The organism is Gordonia zhenghanii (assembly GCF_021738965.1).
Classification (GTDB): domain Bacteria; phylum Actinomycetota; class Actinomycetes; order Mycobacteriales; family Mycobacteriaceae; genus Gordonia; species Gordonia zhenghanii.
The window spans coordinates 391,717-407,846 of the sequence record NZ_JAKKOQ010000001.1; the positions used below are offsets into that span (position 1 = coordinate 391,717).

A 16,130-nucleotide genomic window follows, 5' to 3' on the forward strand; every position below is an offset into this window, starting at 1 on the left:
CACATCGTCATGAACGTTTCGGACGTGCGCACTCTGCCATACCACTGTGCCGTCCCTCACGCCCGTAAGCTAGCCTTCTTCGCGATCAGGACATTCTCGCGAGGAGGCGCCCCCAGATGGGTCGACACGACACCTACACCGACGACGGTGCTGGCCACAGCACCGGGTTGCGGGTCGGTCTGTCCGTCGCACTCGTCGCAGTCCTCGCCGTCGGCGTGTACGTCGTCTGGGACAAGACCCGGCCGTCGTGCGACGAAGTCCAGTCCGTCTCGGTGATCGCCGAAGGCGACCTCGCCGACTACGTGACCGACATCGCCGACCAGACCGAGAGCTCGTCCTGCTTCGATTTCACGGTGGAGGCGGTGCCCGCCAGCCACGTCGACGACCGTCTCGCCGGTGATCAGGCCCCCGACATCTGGGTCGCCGAGTCGCAGTCGCGAATCCGCCAGGTCGGGACCGCGCTGGGCCACACCTGGTCCGGGATCGGCCCGTCCATCGGAACGTCGCCGATCGTCGTCGCGGGCCGGGACCTGCCGAAGATCCAGTCCTGGTCGAAGGTCCTCGCCATGCCTCCGCTGCGCGTCGACCCGCCTGCGACCAGCGACGTCAGCAACGCCGCCGTCATCGGCGCGCTCGCCGAGATGTCGGACGGCTCGATGACCCACACCCAATTGATCGAGACGTTGACCGGTCGCGCCCTGCGCATGAACGACGAGGACGGCACGCCCGACCTGAAGAAGATGGCCGCCGATGACGCGCCGTCGATCGCGCTCGTCTCCGAACGCACGTACGCCACGTTCACTGCCGAGTCCGGCGCCGAGGCTCCAGAAATCACGGCGACTGTTCCCGCGACCGGGACCGTCGCCCTCGACTACCGCGTCGCGAACGTCGCCCCCACGGGTCGGGCCGTGACGTCGAACGACGCGATCATGGCGCTCGCCGACACGGTCAAGACCGACGACGGCGCCCGCATCCGCGCCGAGCATCACATCCGACCGGCCGACGGCTCACCGCTGCCCGACGGCGAAGGCGTCGGGAAGGTCGCCATGACCGATGCTCCCGATCGTGCGTTCATCGACAACATCGGCCGCAAGTGGACGGCCTTGACCCGGCCGATCCGCACACTCGTCGTCCAGGACGTGTCGGGGTCCATGCGCCAGGAGGCGGGCGGGCGATCGCGCGCCGCCCTGCTTAAGGAGGCATCCCTCTACGGCCTCGGCAAGCTCCCCAAGAACACCGCGCTCGGCTACTGGGAGTTCAGCATCGACCGCGGCGGCCCCGGTGTCCCCTACCGCGAAGTCGCTCCGATCGCACCGGTCATGGGCAAGACCGACGGAGTCCCCAACCGTGACGTCCTGGGTACCGCCATCGACACCAGCCTCAAGAATCTCGGCGGCGGCACCGGTCTGTACGACACCGCGCTCGCCGCGTTCAAACAGGTGTACGACAGCTACGATCCCGCGTACTCGAACAGCGTCATCCTCATGACCGACGGCCGGAACGAAGACCCGCACTCGATCACCCTCGACCAACTCGTGTCCGAACTGAACATCATGAAGAACCCGGCGCGACGTATCCCGATCGTCACCATCGGCATCTCCGACGACGCGGACGCCGATGCGCTCAAACGGATCTCGGATGCGACCCGCGGCAGCACGTTCATCGCACACGATCCCAAGGACATCGGCTCGATTCTCCTCAAGGCCGTGTCGTACCGCGTCGAGGACGCCTGAGCGCAGACGCCCGGAAAATCAGGTGCGCCCGTGTCGCCGCCTGGGTAACGTCGCCGCCACATGTCTACTCCTGCACATACCTCGATCACTCTGCGCGACGTCACGTTCGCCTGGCCCGACGGCTCGGTCGCACTCGCGCACCTCGACGGCGCGTTCGGCCAGGGACGCACCGGGCTCGTCGGCCGCAACGGCTCCGGCAAGTCGACGCTTCTGCGCCTGATCGCCGGCAAGCTCGCGCCGACGAGCGGCCGCATCGACACATCCGGCGACGTCGGTTACCTGCCGCAGACGCTCACGCTGCAGGCCGACACCGACGTCGCTCGACTCCTCGGCGTCGACCGAGTTCTGGCAGCACTTCGTGCGATCGAGTCCGGCGACGTCGACGAGAAGCATTTCGAGACCGTGGGAGACGACTGGGACCTGCCTGCACGCATCGAAGCGGCACTCGAGCGGATCGGCTTGTCCGCCGACCATCTCGACCGTCGGGTAGCCGACGTCTCCGGCGGCGAGGCCATGCTCCTCGCCGTCGCGGGCCTGTCCCTGCGTCGCACCCCGATCACACTTCTCGACGAACCGACCAACAACCTCGATCGGGCTACGCGCGCGCGGCTCGCCGACCTCGTCGACGACTGGCCGGGGACGCTCATCGTGGTCAGCCACGACCTCGAACTCCTCGAGCGCATGGATGCGACCGCCGAGCTGTACGACGGTTCGATCACGACGTTCGGCGGCCCGTACAGCGCCTGGCGTGAGTCCGTCGACCTCGAGCAGGCGGCAGCTGTGCAGGCCGCGCGCACCGCTCAGCAGGCTCTGAAGTCCGAGAAGAAGCAGCGGGTGGACGCCGAGACGCGACTGGCCCACCGCGCTCGCACCGGCAAGAAGGCGCAAGCGGACGGCGGGCTGCCCAAGATCCTCGCGGGCGCGCGTAAGCGTCGAGCACAGGAGTCCGCCGGAGCGCTCCGTGGGACCCTCGACGGCAAGGTCGAGTCGGCGCAGGCCGCCGTCGACGCCGCCGACGCACGCATCCGAGACGACGACGACATCACCCTGGATCTGCCCGCTCCGGACCTGCCGCGCGGTCGCCGTCTGATCGAGTTCTCCACCGTGCACGGCGACGTCGTCGTCCAGGGCCCGGAACGCGTCGCCGTCGTCGGCCCCAACGGATCCGGGAAGTCGACACTCCTCACCCGACTGGTCGGCGGCGACGGCCTGTCGACCGACTCGTACGGATATCTGCCGCAGCGCCTCGACGGACTCGACGACGCGGCGAGCGCCCTGACGAACGTCCAGTCCGTCGCACCCGCCGCCACCCGGGGCGATATCCGGAATCGCCTCGCGCGCCTCCTCATCCGCGGCGCAGCCGTCGACCGGCCGGTCTCCACTCTGTCCGGCGGCGAGCGCTTCCGAGTGTCGTTGGCGAAGCTCCTATTCGCCGAGCCGCCGCCCGAGCTGCTCATCCTCGACGAACCGACCAACAACCTCGACGTCACCAGCGTGCGCCAGTTGACGCAGGCACTCGACGCCTACCGCGGCGCGCTCCTCGTCGTCAGCCACGACTACCAGTTCCTACGGGAGATCGGGATCGACATCGTGCTCGAACTCGATGCGAACGGGACGATGCGGCAGATCCCCGAACTCTAGAACTGACGCTCAGCCCGGCAGATCGATGCTCGGCATCGTCGGCAGGTCGGACTTGTCCGGCAGCACGTCCTTAGCCGCTCCCGGGCAGAAGGATCCCATGGCCGCGCCGACGACGGCTGCACCCTGCCCGGAGTTCGCTGCCTGACTGACGCCCTTCGCAGCGTCGGAGACGCTGGTGCCGTTCTCGAGGTCCTTGCAGATCTTCTGACCGACCGAGACTGCTTCGTCGTCGTCAGCGAACTTGACTCCGGTCACCTTGACGGCCGACAGGTACGCCTGCCGCTGCGACGAATCCGGTGAGTCCGAACTCGAGTCGTCGGATCCACACGCTCCGGACACGAGCGCGACAGCGACGATCATCGGGGCGACGAACGCGGTTCTCAGACGCATGACGGATCTCCGTTTCTCGGGGAAGGCAAGTGCACTCACTCTAAGCGCACGGACCGAACTTGTCGGTGATTCAGTCCGTCGCGGCGGCGGACTTGGCCCAGCGGTAGTCGGCCTTGCCCGCAGGCGTGCGCTTGACCTCGTCGACGAAGACGATGCTGCGCGGAACCTTGTACCGGGCGATGGTCTGTCGGCAGTGCTCCTGGATCTCCTCCAGCGACGGCTCGGCCGCACCGGCGTTGAGGCTGGCGACGGCTCCGACGCGCTGGCCGTACTTCTCGTCCGGAACCGGCACGACCAGCGCGTCCGCGATCGCCGGGTGACCGTGCATCGCGGCCTCGACCTCTTCGGCATACACCTTCTCGCCGCCCGAGTTGATGCACTGGCTGCCGCGGCCCTGGAACACGATGTGCTTGTCTTCGGTGAGGTAACCCATGTCGCCGAGCACCGAGATCCGGCGGCCGTCCGGCAGGGTCGGGAACGTACGCGCCGACTTCTCCGGGTCCTTGTAGTAACCGACCGGTACGTTGCCGACGCGGGCGATCAGACCCGGCTCGTTCGGCGTGGTGATCTGCTCGAACCGTTCGTCGACGACCATCATCCGGTCGGTCGGCGGCACCGACAAGTTGCCGCTCTCGTCCATCATGATCTCGCCGTCGTTACCCGATTCGGAGGCGCCGAAGTTGTCGCGCATCAACATCTCGGGCTTCACCGCGAGCATCCGGTCTCGGACGGACTTGCTCCAGATCGCGCCGCCCGACGTGATCGAGAACAGCGACGACATGTCGGTGGAGTCCTTCTGCCGCTCCATCGCCTGCACCAGCGGGATGCCCATCGCGTCGCCGACGATCAGAATGATCTGCGTCTGGTCGCGGGGAATGTTCTCGATGATCTTCTCGGCGTCGAAATCGCGTTCCAGGATCAGTCGGGAGCCGAGTGAGATGAACGTGAACAGCAGGTACGACGCCGCGCCGTGCATCAGCGGCGCCGCGATGAGTGCGGCGATCGACGGGAAGTTCGGCACCTCCCGGGTGATCTCGTCGAGATCCTCACGCGGGTCGCCGTACGGGTTGCCGCCCGAGATCGGCTTGCGGAAGAAGTCGTCGTGTCGCCACACCACGCCCTTCGGGTACCCGGTGGTGCCGCCCGTGTAGATGATGTAGTGCTCGTCGCCGGTACGGGTCTCGAAGTCCCGTGTCGTCGACGCGCTCGTGTGCCCGCCGAAGTCGACGATCTCCACGGTCCGTCCGTCGAGAGCCGCGGCGGCCGCCGACAGCTCCTGGTCGACGTCGCCGATCACGAAGACAGTCGTCAGCAACGGAAGCTTCCCCATCAACCGGGCGACGGCCTGCTGATGCTCGGGCAGCTCGACGATGATCGCCTTCGAGTCTGAGTTGTCGAAGATGTACTCGAGTTCGGCGTCGGTGTAGCGGTAGTTGACGTTGATCGGTGCGGCCCGCACCTTGAGGAGCCCGAGCAGGCTGGTGACGTGTTCGACGCTGTTCTTCAGGAACAGCGCGACGTGATCGTCCAGCCCGACGCCGTGGGCGGCCAGCATGTGCCCGACCTGCGTGGTGAGCGCGTCCATCTGGGCGTACGTGTACGAGGCGCCCTCGTAGCTGAGGACGACGCGGTCGGGCACTGTGTCAGCGACAGTCTCGAACACGTCGGCGAGGTTGAACTTCATCTCGGGTGTCTCCTAGAGGTGGGATCCGTGAGGTGGAATCAGAGTGTGAGGACCAGGCCCGACGTCGGGACGCCGGTGCCTGCGGTGACGAGTGCTCTCGACGCGCCGTCGACCTGGTTGACGGACTCGCCACGGAGTTGGCGGACAGCTTCGGCGATGCCGTTCATTCCGTGGATGTACGCCTCCCCGAGCTGGCCGCCGTGGGTGTTCAACGGCAGCCGGCCGCCGACTTCGAGTGCGCCTGGCTCGGCGACGAAGTCCTTGGCCTCGCCGCGCCCACAGAAACCGAGCTCTTCGAGCTGGATCAGCGTGTACGGCGTGAAGTGGTCGTAGAGCACGGCCATGTCCATGTCGTCGGGGCGCAGGCCCGACTGTGCCCACAACTGCCGTCCGACGAGCCCCATCTCCTGCAGCGCAGGCAGCTCGTCCCGGTAGTAGCTGGTCATGATGAACTGATCGGTTCCGCTGCCCGACGCCGCAGCCGCGATCGACACCGGGGTGGTGCGCAGATCCTTGGCTCGTTCGGGCGAGACCACGACGATCGCGACGCCGCCGTCGGACTCCTGGCAGCAGTCGAGCAGGTGCAGAGGCTCGGCGATGTACCGCGAGTTCTGGTGGTCCTCCAAGGTGATGGGCTTTCCGTGGAAGAACGCCTTCGGGTTGACGGCCGCGTGCTTGCGGTCGACCACCGCGATTCGACCGAAGTCCTCACTGGTGGCGCCGTACTCGTGCATGTAGCGCTGCGCGGTCATCGCGACGAACGCGGCAGGCGTCGACAACCCGTGCGGATACGAGAACGCATTGTCGGTGCCCGACGAGTTCTCCTGATTCGCGACGGCCGCGTTGACCTGGCCGAACCGGTTTCCCGACCGCTCATTGAACGCCCGGTAGGCGACGGCGACGTCGCACACGCCGGTGGCGACCGCCATCGCCGCCTGCTGCACGGTGGAGCACGCTGCTCCACCGCCGTAGTGGATGCGCGAGAAGTACGTCAGTTCGGGGATGCCGACGGCGCGGGCGACGGCGATCTCCATGTTCGTGTCCATGGTGAACGTGACGAGGCCGTCGACGTCCGCCGCGGCGAGCCCGGCGTCGTCGAGGGCCGCGTTGATGCATTCGGCGGCCAACCGCAGTTCGCTGCGGCCGGAGTTCTTGGAGAAGTCGGTCGCACCGATTCCGGCGATCGACGCCTTCCCCGACAGTGAGCGGGACCCGTCTGTTCCGGTCATCACGCCTGCTCCTTCCGAGTGAAGACGACTGTGGAGATCACGTGCTTGCCGAGCGAGTTGGTCCCGGTCACGGCGACGGTGACCCGTTCGCCGTCTGCCCCGCCTGCCTCGACGTCGGTCACCTCGCCGGTGAAGGTCAACGCGTCGTAGGCGTACCAGGGCACTCCCAGTTTCAACGCGATCGACGCGATCGCAGCCCGTGGTCCCGCCCAGTCGGTGACGAAGCGCTCCACCAGACCGGTGTCGGTGAGGATGTTGACGAAGATGTCCTTGGACCCCTTCTGGTGAGCGAGGTCCCGATCGTGGTGCACGTCCTGGAAGTCGCGGGTGGCGATAGCAGTGGACACCACGAACGTGGGGGTCGCGTCGATCGTCAACGGGGGCAGCGCTGCGCCCACCGAGATGGTTCCGGCGGTCACTGAACGCCTCCTTCACTGGGCGTGAACGCGTACAGCGTCCACGCGGGCCGGTCGCCGTCTGCCGGGAAGTCGAGGAACGTGACCTGCACGGGCAACCCGATCCGGACGTCTGCCGGGTCGACGTCCCGGAGTTCGCCGAGCAGCCGGACTCCCTCGTCGAGTTCGACGAGGGCGACGACGAACGGCAGCGGACGGCCGGGAACTTTGGGTGCATGGTGGACGACGTGGCTGTACACCGTGCCCCGGCCGGAGGCCACCTGATAGTCGGTGGCGCCGAACTCGCCGTCGTCGCCGCGCGGCTTCCAGCTCGCGGGGATCGGCGGATGCCGCAGCGAACCGTCTTCGAGTCGCTGGATGCGCAGTTCGTGGGCGGCGACGCCGTCCCAGAAGAACGCGGTGTCGCGGGAGGCCGTCGGCCGGATGAGCTTCGCGGGATCGAGGTCGGGAGCCGGGTTCGCGGGCTTGTTCGAGCCGGGAGCGAACTTGAGGATGCGGAAGTTCATCTCCGCGACGACCTCGTCGGTGTCCTTCACTCGCCACGTGTTGCGCGTGGTGAAGAACCAGCCTTCGCCGAGCGCCGTGTGCTTGGGCCCGACGACGTCGACGAGCTCGGCAGACAGCGTCATCTCCTCGCCGGGCGCGGTGTACCGGTGGTAGACGGTGTCGCAGTTGGTCGCGACTACCGAGGTATAGCCTGCCGCGTCAAACAACGCGGTGGCCTGCCCCAACGGATCGTCGTCGGCGCGGACGCCGTGGAGTCCGCGCATGGTCCACACCTGGGCCATCGCGGGCGGTGCGACGATCCCGTCGTGCCCGGCCGCGCGGGCCGCGTCGTCGTCGACGTAGATCGGGTTCGCATCGCCCATCGCCTCGACCCAGTTGTGGATCATCGGCCGGTTGATCGGGTCGCGTCCGACGGTCGGCGCGCTCGCGCCGGACGCCTTGATCACGTCGGCGGCCGCGCGGATCTCGTCGACGGTCGATTCGGGAGTGATCGTCGATTCTGGAGAGCTCACTGCGACTACCTCTTCACTCGCGGCAGGCCGAGGCCTGCGGTGCCGATCATGTCTCGCATCACCTCGTTGACGCCGCCGCCGAACGTGATGACCGCGTTGCGTTTGGCCATCATGTCGAGCCAGTCGACGAGGTCGGCGGTCGCCGGGTCGGCGAAGTCGGCGTAGCGGCCGATCACCTCGTCGACCATCCGGTGGATCGCCTGCACACGTTCGGTGGAGAACACCTTGGTCGCGGCAGCGGACGCCATCGAGATCTCGCCGCTGGACGCGACCTGCCAGTTGAGGAGTTCGTTGAGCCGCTCGTACACGTCGATCTTCGCGAGCGTGCGACGTACGTCCGGCTCATCGTCGACGCCCGTCGAGCGCGCCCACTCGCGGACTTGGTCCGCGATTCCGCTGATACGTCCCGACGGTCCGAGCATGACCCGCTCATGGTTGAGCTGGGTGGTGATCAGCTTCCAGCCGTCGCCCTCCTCGCCCACCCGCATCGACACCGGGACTTTGACGCCGCTGTAATAGGTGGCGTTCACGTGATGCGCCCCGTCCGCGGTGATGATCGGGGTCCACGAGAAGCCGGGATCGCGGGTGTCGAGGATGAGGATCGAGATGCCCTTATGCTTGCTGACCTCGGGGTCGGTCCGGCAGGCCAACCAGATGTAGTCGGCGTCGTGGCCGCCGGTCGTGAAGATCTTCTGGCCGTCGACGATGTAGTTCTCGCCGGTCTCGTCGAGAACGGCCTTGGTCGTCAACGACGCGAGGTCGGTTCCGGCGTCGGGCTCGGTGTAGCCGATCGCGAAGTGCACGTCTCCCGCCAGAATGCGCGGCAAGAACTTGGCCTTCTGCTCGGTGGTGCCGTACTTCTGCAGGGTCGGTCCGACGGTCTGCAGGGTCACCGACGGCAGCGGCACGTCCGCGCGGATCGCCTCGTTGGTGAAGATCTGCTGCTCGATCTCGCCGAAGCCGCGGCCGCCGAACTCGGTCGGCCAGCCCACGCCGAGCCAGCCGTCGGCGCCCATCTGCTTGATCACCTTGCGGTAGGTGGGGCCGTGGCGTTCGGTACGCATCGTGTGCGCGTCGTCGTCGCTGATGAGCGTGGAGAAGTAGACGCGCAGTTCGTCGCGGAGCGCGAGCTGGTCGTCGGTGAGCGCTATGAACACGCGAGCACCCCCAGAGTGCGATCGGAGCCGCCGACCAGTCGGGCGAGGTCTTTGGCGAGGGAGAAGTAGCGGTGCAGCGGGTACGTCACGTCGACGCCGACACCTCCGTGCAGGTGCGTCATGGTCCGCATCGTGGCAGGCAGTTCGGACGCCACGGTGTAGAGCGCGGTGCCGAGGTCGACCGTGGCGTCGCGCCCCTGCGCGAGCTCCCACGCGGCGGCGACGGCGACGAGATCGAGCGTCGCCGACACCACGTACACGTCGGCGAGCTGCTGACCGACGGCTTGGAACGCTGCGATCGGCTTCCCGAACTGGTTGCGGGTGCTGACGTGCTCGGCCGTCCGCGCGATGGCGCCGGTCAGCAGACCGGACGCGTAGGCGGCGAGTAGCGCACGGTAGACGTCGACGAGCCGCTCGACGGGCGCGTCGAGCACCCGGTCGGCACGGGCGCCGTCGAAACGGACGGTGCATTCACCCCACCCGGACGACGACGTGGTGCGCGTGATCGTCACTCCGTCGGCGTCCGCGGCGACGACGGCGACGCCTGCGTCGGTCGTCACGAGAAGACGCTGTGCCGCGTCTGCGTGCAGGACACCGATCTTGACGCCGGTGACGACGTCTCCGGCCGATCCGCCGGTCACGGTGGTCGCCTGCGGGTCGCCGAGGGCCGAGCCGGGCTCGCCGATCGCGACGGCGACGGCTCCGAAGTCCTCGCGCACGGTCAGACCTGCCGCCAGCGTCCCGAGCAACGGGGTGACGACGGCGTCACGACCGGCGCGGGTGACCAGCGGCCGGAGGGAGTCGACGTCCAGGTCGTCGCCGCCGACGGCCTCGGGCAGCGGCATCGCGGGGAAGCCGGCGTCGACGAAGGCCTTCCACGCGGCATCGTCGAAACCACTGCCGTCGAACCGGCTCTCCCAGTCCGGCTCCAGACGGCGCACGACTTCGTCGGCGGCCTCGTCGACGGCTGCGGCTGCGGGGTCCAAGGTGAAGTCCACCCGTGCCTCCAATCTACAGAATTAGAACTTGTTCTATTTGTATCAGATCGACTGTGCGACCGGTCACGTGTTCACCCGCGGGGCAGACCGAGAATCCGTTCAGCCGCCGCGTTCTTGAGGATCTGGGTGGTTCCGCCCGCGATCGACAGGCAGCGGTTGAGCAACAACAGCTCGGTCGCCGTCGTCGACGCGAGGGCCTCGACGCCGAGCAGATCGGTCGCGAACTCCGGCACCGCCTGCCGGTGGACGACACCGATCAGTTTGCGGACGCTCGACGTCACACCCGGATCGGTGCCCGAGAGTCGCTGGACGACGGCGCGGGCGTCCAAGACCCGGCCGATGTGCGCGTCGGCGATGATTCCGCCGAGCACCCCGGTCTGCTCGGCGTCGAGGTCGACGCCGTCGATCTGCGTCAACAGCGCGTCGACCTCCTTGCCGAGCCCGGAACCGCCCATCGCGACGCGTTCGTTGGCGAGCGTTGTCCGCGCCAACCGCCAACCGCCGTTGATCTCGCCGACCACCATCTCGTCCGGCACGAACACTTCGTCGAGGAACACCTCGTTGAACATGGCGCGACCGGTCAGCTCTCGCAACGGGCGGATGTCGATGCCCGCAGCAGCCATGTCGACGAGGAAATAGGTGATGCCCTTGTGCTTGGGGGCGTCGGCGTCGGTGCGCGCTAGGCAGACCGCCCACTGCGACATGTGCGCCTCCGACGTCCAGATCTTCTGGCCGGTCAGCAGCCACCCGCCGTCGGTCCGCACCGCCCGGGTCCGGAGCGACGCGAGGTCCGAGCCGGCTTCGGGCTCGCTGAACAGCTGGCACCAGCGGATGTCTCCGGCGAGCGTCGACGACACGAACTTCTCGCGCTGCGCGTCGGTTCCATGCTCGAGGATCGTCGGCAGCGCCCACCCGGCGATCACGAGATCGGGCCGGACGACGCCGACGCGGTCGAGCTCGGTGTCGATCAACAGTTGCAGCGCAGGACCGGCTCCGAGACCGTAGGGCTCCGGCCAGTGCGGGGCGAGGAGCCCGGTCCGTGCGAGCGCGGCCCGACGTTCCGATTCGGGTGCGGCGGCCACCTCCTCGGCCGCCGCCGCGATCTCCGGGCGACGATCCTGCACAGAGTCGAGGTCGAGCGAGAACTCGCGGCGCATCCCCTTACGTCCCAGCTGTGCGAGCTCGGCGCGCGCACCGCTCCCCTGACCGAGCAGCATGCGCGCTGCCAGTGCCGACCGCAGGTACAGGTGCGCGTCGTGCTCGAACGTGAAGCCGATGCCGCCGAGCACCTGGATCGCGTCCTTGGTGTTGGCAGGCGCGAGGTCGGCGACGAGGACAGCTGCGGCGAGTCGACTCAGCCGAGCCTGCTCCGCCTCGCCGGCTTCCAGCGCGGACGCGAGGTCCCACGCCGCGGCCGCGAGCTGTTCGCTGCGGGTGAGCATGTCGGCGCAGATCTGTTTGATCGCTTGAAACGAGCCGATCGGGGACCCGAACTGGGTGCGGACCTTCGCGTAGTCGACGGCCACATCGAGGGCGTGCCGCGCGACGCCTGCCTGGTAGGCGGCGATGCCGAGCGTGAGAACGGCGACGAAGGTCTCGCCTGGCCCCGACTCGACGGGACCCAGTTCGACGAGCGACGCGACGTCGACGCCGGACAGTCGGACGCGACGCGGGACAGCGGTGCCGTCGAGCGGGCCGTCCATCGCTGCGGCGTCGACCGTCACGGTGGACGCGTCGATCAGCCACCACCGCGCGTCGCCGTCACCGAAGTCGAACGGCGCCGCGACTGCGACACCGTCCGTCCAACCCGGCACCGGGCCGAGGTCGACCGCTCCGTCGACCACGACGAACGGGGCGCCCGTCGCCGTAGCCGCGGCGGGAGTCACCACCGGCTGTTCGCCGCCAAGCAGCGAGTCGGCTTCGGCTGCGCCTTGGGAAGCGGTCACGTAGGCGGCGGCCACCGTAGGGGCGAGTGGACCGGGAACCAGCGATGCTCCACACGCTTCGAGCATCACCGCGACGTCGATGAAGGTACCGCCCGCGCCGTTCCGCGATTCGTCGACGGCTGCCCCGAAGATCCCGAGTGCGCCCAGTTCGGCGAATGGCGCGCGCCACGAGGCTCCCGCATCGTCTACATCGGCCCGCACCGCCTCGACCACTGATTTCGCGGCCGCCCACTCGGTGACACTGTCGTATACAGCCTGCTGATCGGATGACGTGGCGATAGTCACGGGATATTCCTCTGCGTTTCTGTTGGTGCGGCCAATTAGAACCTGTTCTAATGACACCTAGGGTGTACACCACGCGAAGTGCCGCTGCCAACCAGCGACAGCCCGATCATCGAGGAGGACGCCGCACATGGCAGGCCCGGCCAGCACCACGAGCGAGAACCACCCGGCGCCACCACCGGCCCCTGCTCCGACGTCCGGAGCCGAGGTCGGCTCGGCGGCGCAACGCGAACGACGGCGCCGAATCCTCGATGCGACGCTCGCGCTCGCATCGAAGGGCGGCTACGACGCGGTGCAGATGCGCGCGGTCGCCGACAAGGCCGAGGTCGCCGTCGGAACCCTCTACCGGTACTTCCCGTCGAAGGTCCACCTCTTGGTGACCGCACTCGCGCGCGAGCTCGAACGCGTCGAAGGTCGCGTCGACCGCACCCAACTGCCGGGCGAGAACGCGATGGAGCGCTTGAAGTTCGTCCTCGACATGATCACGTTCGCGATGCAGCGCGACCCGCTGCTGACCGAGGCGATGACGCGAGCGTTCATGTTCGCCGACGCATCGGCCACCGTCGAGGTCGATCGAGTCGCAGGCACTATCGACCGACTCCTCGCAGGCGCGATCCTCAATCCGGACGATCATCAAGAGCCGTCGGAGAAAGAACTCGCGATCGCGCGAGTCATCTCGGACGTGTGGATGTCGAACCTGGTCCAGTGGCTCACCCGCCGCGTCTCGGCCGCCGATGTGACGAACCGGATGGCGCAGACCGTCCGACTTCTCCTCGACAAGTAGGCCCCCGCACCAATACCACTCACGCGCGAGCCGGGATCACGCCGCGCCGAGGTCCTTCGCGATGGACGGCCACGTGGTGTGCAGGTCGCGCTGCCAGTACTCCCACGAGTGGGTACCGGTCGGACGCGTCGTCAGCTTCGTCTCCACGCCTGCCTTGTCGAGCGCCTGCTTCATCTGCTGGGTGCAGCTGTTGACGACTGCCTCGATCGCTCCGCCCATCAGGACCTGATCGAGGAGCACCGCCGGATCACCGTTGATCAGGCGTGCGCTCGGCACGTCGTAGCGACCAGGCAGGCCGGTGCCGGTGGTCATGTAGACCTTGACGCCCTTGAGCTTGTCGGCGTTCAGGTACGGGTCGTTGGCCTTCCAGCCGGGGCCGTCCAACGGTCCCCACATGTTGGTGATGTCGGCGCGTCCCCGGTCACCGACCACGGTCCGGATGTACGCCTGCCCCAGCGGGTCGCTCGTCCGGGCGCATCCGCTGTAGGCGGCCACGGAACGGTAGAGCTTCGGTGCGGCGATCGCGAGGTTGAACACCGACGTGCCCGACATGGAGATGCCGGCGATCGCGTTGGCCCCGGTCGTGTCGAACGCTTTGTCGACGAGCGGCGGCAGTTCCTCGGTGAGGAACGTCTGCCACTTGTTACGGCCGAGCACCGGGTCGTCCTTCTGCCAGTCCGTGTAATACGAGAACGCGCCGCTGTTCGGTGTGACGACGTTGACGTGTTTGCCTGCGAAGAACTTCCGGTAGTCGGTCTTGGCCTTCCACGTCGCCGAGTCCTCACCGCCGCCCGCACCGTTGAGGAGATAGAGGACCGGAGCGGGCCGTGCGTCATTCTCCGGGTGGAGCACGCTGAGCGAGATGTTCCGCCCCATCGAGGCCGAGTACACCTCGAGCGAGGTCTCCCGCGAGGTGACAGCAGCGGTGGAGACGATGCGTGACGGAAGCGGGGCCGTCGCCGGAGTGCTCGGCGCCTCGGTCGACGGCGTCGCGGTCGGTTCCGCGGACGCGGTGCCCGCGCCAGAACACGCTGCAACAGCAACAGAGAGTGCGGCGACCCCACGCACGACAGACACTCGCATCATTAACCCCACCAGTCCCTTCAGAAACAACTGCCACAGCAGTGTAGCCCGTCGCGACGTATTTCGGGAACCGCAATCAGCTCCCCATACCCGACAACACGCCGCCACACGCCCCTTCCGATGCGGGAAGCCACTCGGCGGGCGAGTAACCTGCCTACAGTCACCAAACGCGCCCGCGCGCGCCCCGAAGGACGAGACGGACCGCTACACCTATGTCAGATAACGCAGGCGACCCCACCGGCGAGAAGGTCGTGACCACGGCGCAGGCCGATTCCACCCCGAAGGGCAAGCCGGTCAAGAAAGACCGTCACCTGTACCAGATCGACTTCGTTCGGCTGGTCACGTTCGCCGGGGTGATCCTCGACCATGTGATCCTGGGCATGGTCCCGTACACCGCCGTCGTCGCGCAGGGCGTCGGTCTGATGCTCCGCTACACCCGCTACTGCTTCTTCGCGCTCACCGGGTTCGTGCTGACCTACCAGTATCGCAATCGCGAACTGCACGCTCCGTCGTTCTGGCGCAAGCGGTACAAGCTGATCGGCCTGCCGTTCCTGGTGTGGTCGCTGTTCTACTGGCTCAAGAAGCACTACGACGCAGGCGGCATCGACGGCGTCACCGGCATCTTCGCGAGCGTGCACGACGTCGAACTCGCGGTGAAGAGCATCGCGTACGACCTCATCACCGGCCACGCCGCATACCACCTGTATTTCATGTCGGTGAGCATGCAGATCTACCTGGTGTTCCCGGCCGTGCTGTGGATGATCAAGCGGACCTGGGGCTACCACCGCTATCTGCTCGCGCTCAGCGCTCTCGTCCAGGCGTGGTTCATGTACCAGATGGTGCGTGGCGCCCCGTCCGCACTGTTCGAGTCCGGCGTCCTCGGCGCACTGTGGCGTTACCTGCCGGTGACGATCCTGCCGTACCAGTTCTTCATCTTCGCCGGCTGTCTCGCGGCATACCACTTCGACGCGTTCACCGTCTTCATGAAGCGGTGGCGCTGGTTCATCGTCGGAGCCGGACTCGCCACGATCATCACCACGCTCGTCTACTTCGCCCGCAAGGCGAACCTCGCGACCGGCATGGCAGATCCGGCCGCGGGCACCGAGGAGATGTTCCGTGCGACGAACGTCTTCATGCTGCACAACGCGTTCGCGCTGTTGTCGATCATCTGCATTCTGTACATCCTCGGCACGATCTGGCAGGCACGACGGACTCCCGGTTCCACTCCCGACACGATTCTGCGCAAGGGGTCGGACCGTTCGTACGGCATCTACCTCGCGCACGTCTTCGTGTTGTCCGAAGTCATGAGCACCACCCGAGCGTGGACCGACCTCAGCCTGTTCTGGAACATCTTCTTCACCTACCTGATCACGATCATCGTGACCGTGGCCCTGGTGGAAGTCCTGCGGCGCAGCCCAGTCAGCCTCATCACCACCGGCCGCGAGCGTGAGGACTGGCGCCAGCAGCGTCCGTTCGAGTCGGCCCTCATCGCCGCGGGCGGAATCGTGTTCGGCCTCGCGCTGCGTTTCTGGGGAAATACGTCGATCGGCTCGCTCATCGCCGCGATCGGCGCGCTGCTCCTCCTGTCGGCGGCTGTGGTCGCTTACCGCCAGCTCTCGGAGACTCGCGAGCAGCGAGCCAACGATATCGCCGCGGGCCTCGCGGCCGGCGCTCCGTCGCAGGTGAACGAGATGGACGATCCGGTGACCGACGCTCCCGTCGACAAGTACACGGCTGCCGACGATGCGAAGCCGGTGAAGAAGTAGCC

General features: G+C 67.3%; 13 protein-coding genes. 4 read left to right on the forward strand and 9 right to left on the reverse strand.

The window, feature by feature from the left end; genetic code table 11:
• The first annotated feature begins 116 nt into the window (after positions 1 to 116).
• Entirely contained in the window at positions 117 to 1,733 is a 1,617-nt protein-coding gene (locus tag L5G32_RS01665) for a substrate-binding domain-containing protein (protein WP_237009267.1), read from the forward strand.
• A 60-nt stretch (positions 1,734 to 1,793) separates the two neighbouring features.
• Positions 1,794 to 3,374, forward strand: coding sequence for an ABC-F family ATP-binding cassette domain-containing protein (locus L5G32_RS01670; RefSeq protein WP_237009268.1), 1,581 nt, complete (start codon positions 1,794 to 1,796; stop codon positions 3,372 to 3,374).
• Positions 3,375 to 3,383: 9 nt separating this feature from the next.
• Here the strand turns inward: L5G32_RS01670 and L5G32_RS01675 are convergent, their stop codons facing one another.
• From L5G32_RS01675 to L5G32_RS01710, 8 genes are all read right to left on the reverse strand, one after another.
• Entirely contained in the window at positions 3,384 to 3,764 is a 381-nt protein-coding gene (locus tag L5G32_RS01675; protein ID WP_237009269.1) for a DUF732 domain-containing protein, read from the reverse strand.
• 70 nt (positions 3,765 to 3,834) lie between these two features.
• Positions 3,835 to 5,448, reverse strand: a complete 1,614-nt coding sequence (locus L5G32_RS01680) for an AMP-binding protein (protein ID WP_237009270.1) — start codon at positions 5,446 to 5,448, stop codon at positions 3,835 to 3,837.
• A 38-nt stretch (positions 5,449 to 5,486) separates the two neighbouring features.
• Positions 5,487 to 6,677 (reverse strand): lipid-transfer protein, encoded by a 1,191-nt coding sequence (locus L5G32_RS01685; RefSeq protein ID WP_237009271.1) that lies wholly within the window; start codon positions 6,675 to 6,677, stop codon positions 5,487 to 5,489.
• On the reverse strand, positions 6,677 to 7,096 hold the full coding sequence (locus L5G32_RS01690) for a MaoC family dehydratase (protein WP_308192003.1): 420 nt from the start codon (positions 7,094 to 7,096) through the stop codon (positions 6,677 to 6,679). The genes L5G32_RS01685 and L5G32_RS01690 overlap by 1 nt, the downstream gene beginning before the upstream one ends.
• Positions 7,093 to 8,112, reverse strand: a complete 1,020-nt coding sequence (locus tag L5G32_RS01695) for a bifunctional MaoC family dehydratase N-terminal/OB-fold nucleic acid binding domain-containing protein (protein ID WP_237009272.1) — start codon at positions 8,110 to 8,112, stop codon at positions 7,093 to 7,095. Before L5G32_RS01695 ends, L5G32_RS01690 begins: the two co-directional genes overlap by 4 nt.
• Positions 8,113 to 8,117: 5 nt before the next feature.
• Positions 8,118 to 9,269, reverse strand: coding sequence for an acyl-CoA dehydrogenase family protein (locus tag L5G32_RS01700; RefSeq protein ID WP_237009273.1), 1,152 nt, complete (start codon positions 9,267 to 9,269; stop codon positions 8,118 to 8,120).
• On the reverse strand, positions 9,260 to 10,267 hold the full coding sequence (locus L5G32_RS01705) for an acyl-CoA dehydrogenase family protein (protein WP_237009274.1): 1,008 nt from the start codon (positions 10,265 to 10,267) through the stop codon (positions 9,260 to 9,262). The genes L5G32_RS01700 and L5G32_RS01705 overlap by 10 nt, the downstream gene beginning before the upstream one ends.
• A gap of 71 nt (positions 10,268 to 10,338) precedes the next feature.
• Entirely contained in the window at positions 10,339 to 12,498 is a 2,160-nt protein-coding gene (locus L5G32_RS01710; RefSeq protein ID WP_237009275.1) for an acyl-CoA dehydrogenase family protein, read from the reverse strand.
• Positions 12,499 to 12,625: 127 nt separating this feature from the next.
• On the opposite strand from L5G32_RS01710, the gene kstR reads away from it, so the two are divergent.
• Positions 12,626 to 13,279, forward strand: a complete 654-nt coding sequence (kstR, locus tag L5G32_RS01715) for a cholesterol catabolism transcriptional regulator KstR (RefSeq protein WP_237009276.1) — start codon at positions 12,626 to 12,628, stop codon at positions 13,277 to 13,279.
• Between the two features lie 36 nt (positions 13,280 to 13,315).
• Here kstR and L5G32_RS01720 read toward each other — a convergent pair whose 3' ends face one another.
• Positions 13,316 to 14,365 carry an alpha/beta hydrolase gene (locus L5G32_RS01720; protein ID WP_237009277.1) on the reverse strand — a complete coding sequence of 350 codons (1,050 nt, stop codon included), beginning with the start codon at positions 14,363 to 14,365 and terminating at the stop codon, positions 13,316 to 13,318.
• A 209-nt stretch (positions 14,366 to 14,574) separates the two neighbouring features.
• On the opposite strand from L5G32_RS01720, the gene L5G32_RS01725 reads away from it, so the two are divergent.
• Entirely contained in the window at positions 14,575 to 16,128 is a 1,554-nt protein-coding gene (locus L5G32_RS01725; protein WP_237009278.1) for an acyltransferase, read from the forward strand.
• Positions 16,129 to 16,130 lie beyond the last annotated feature (2 nt).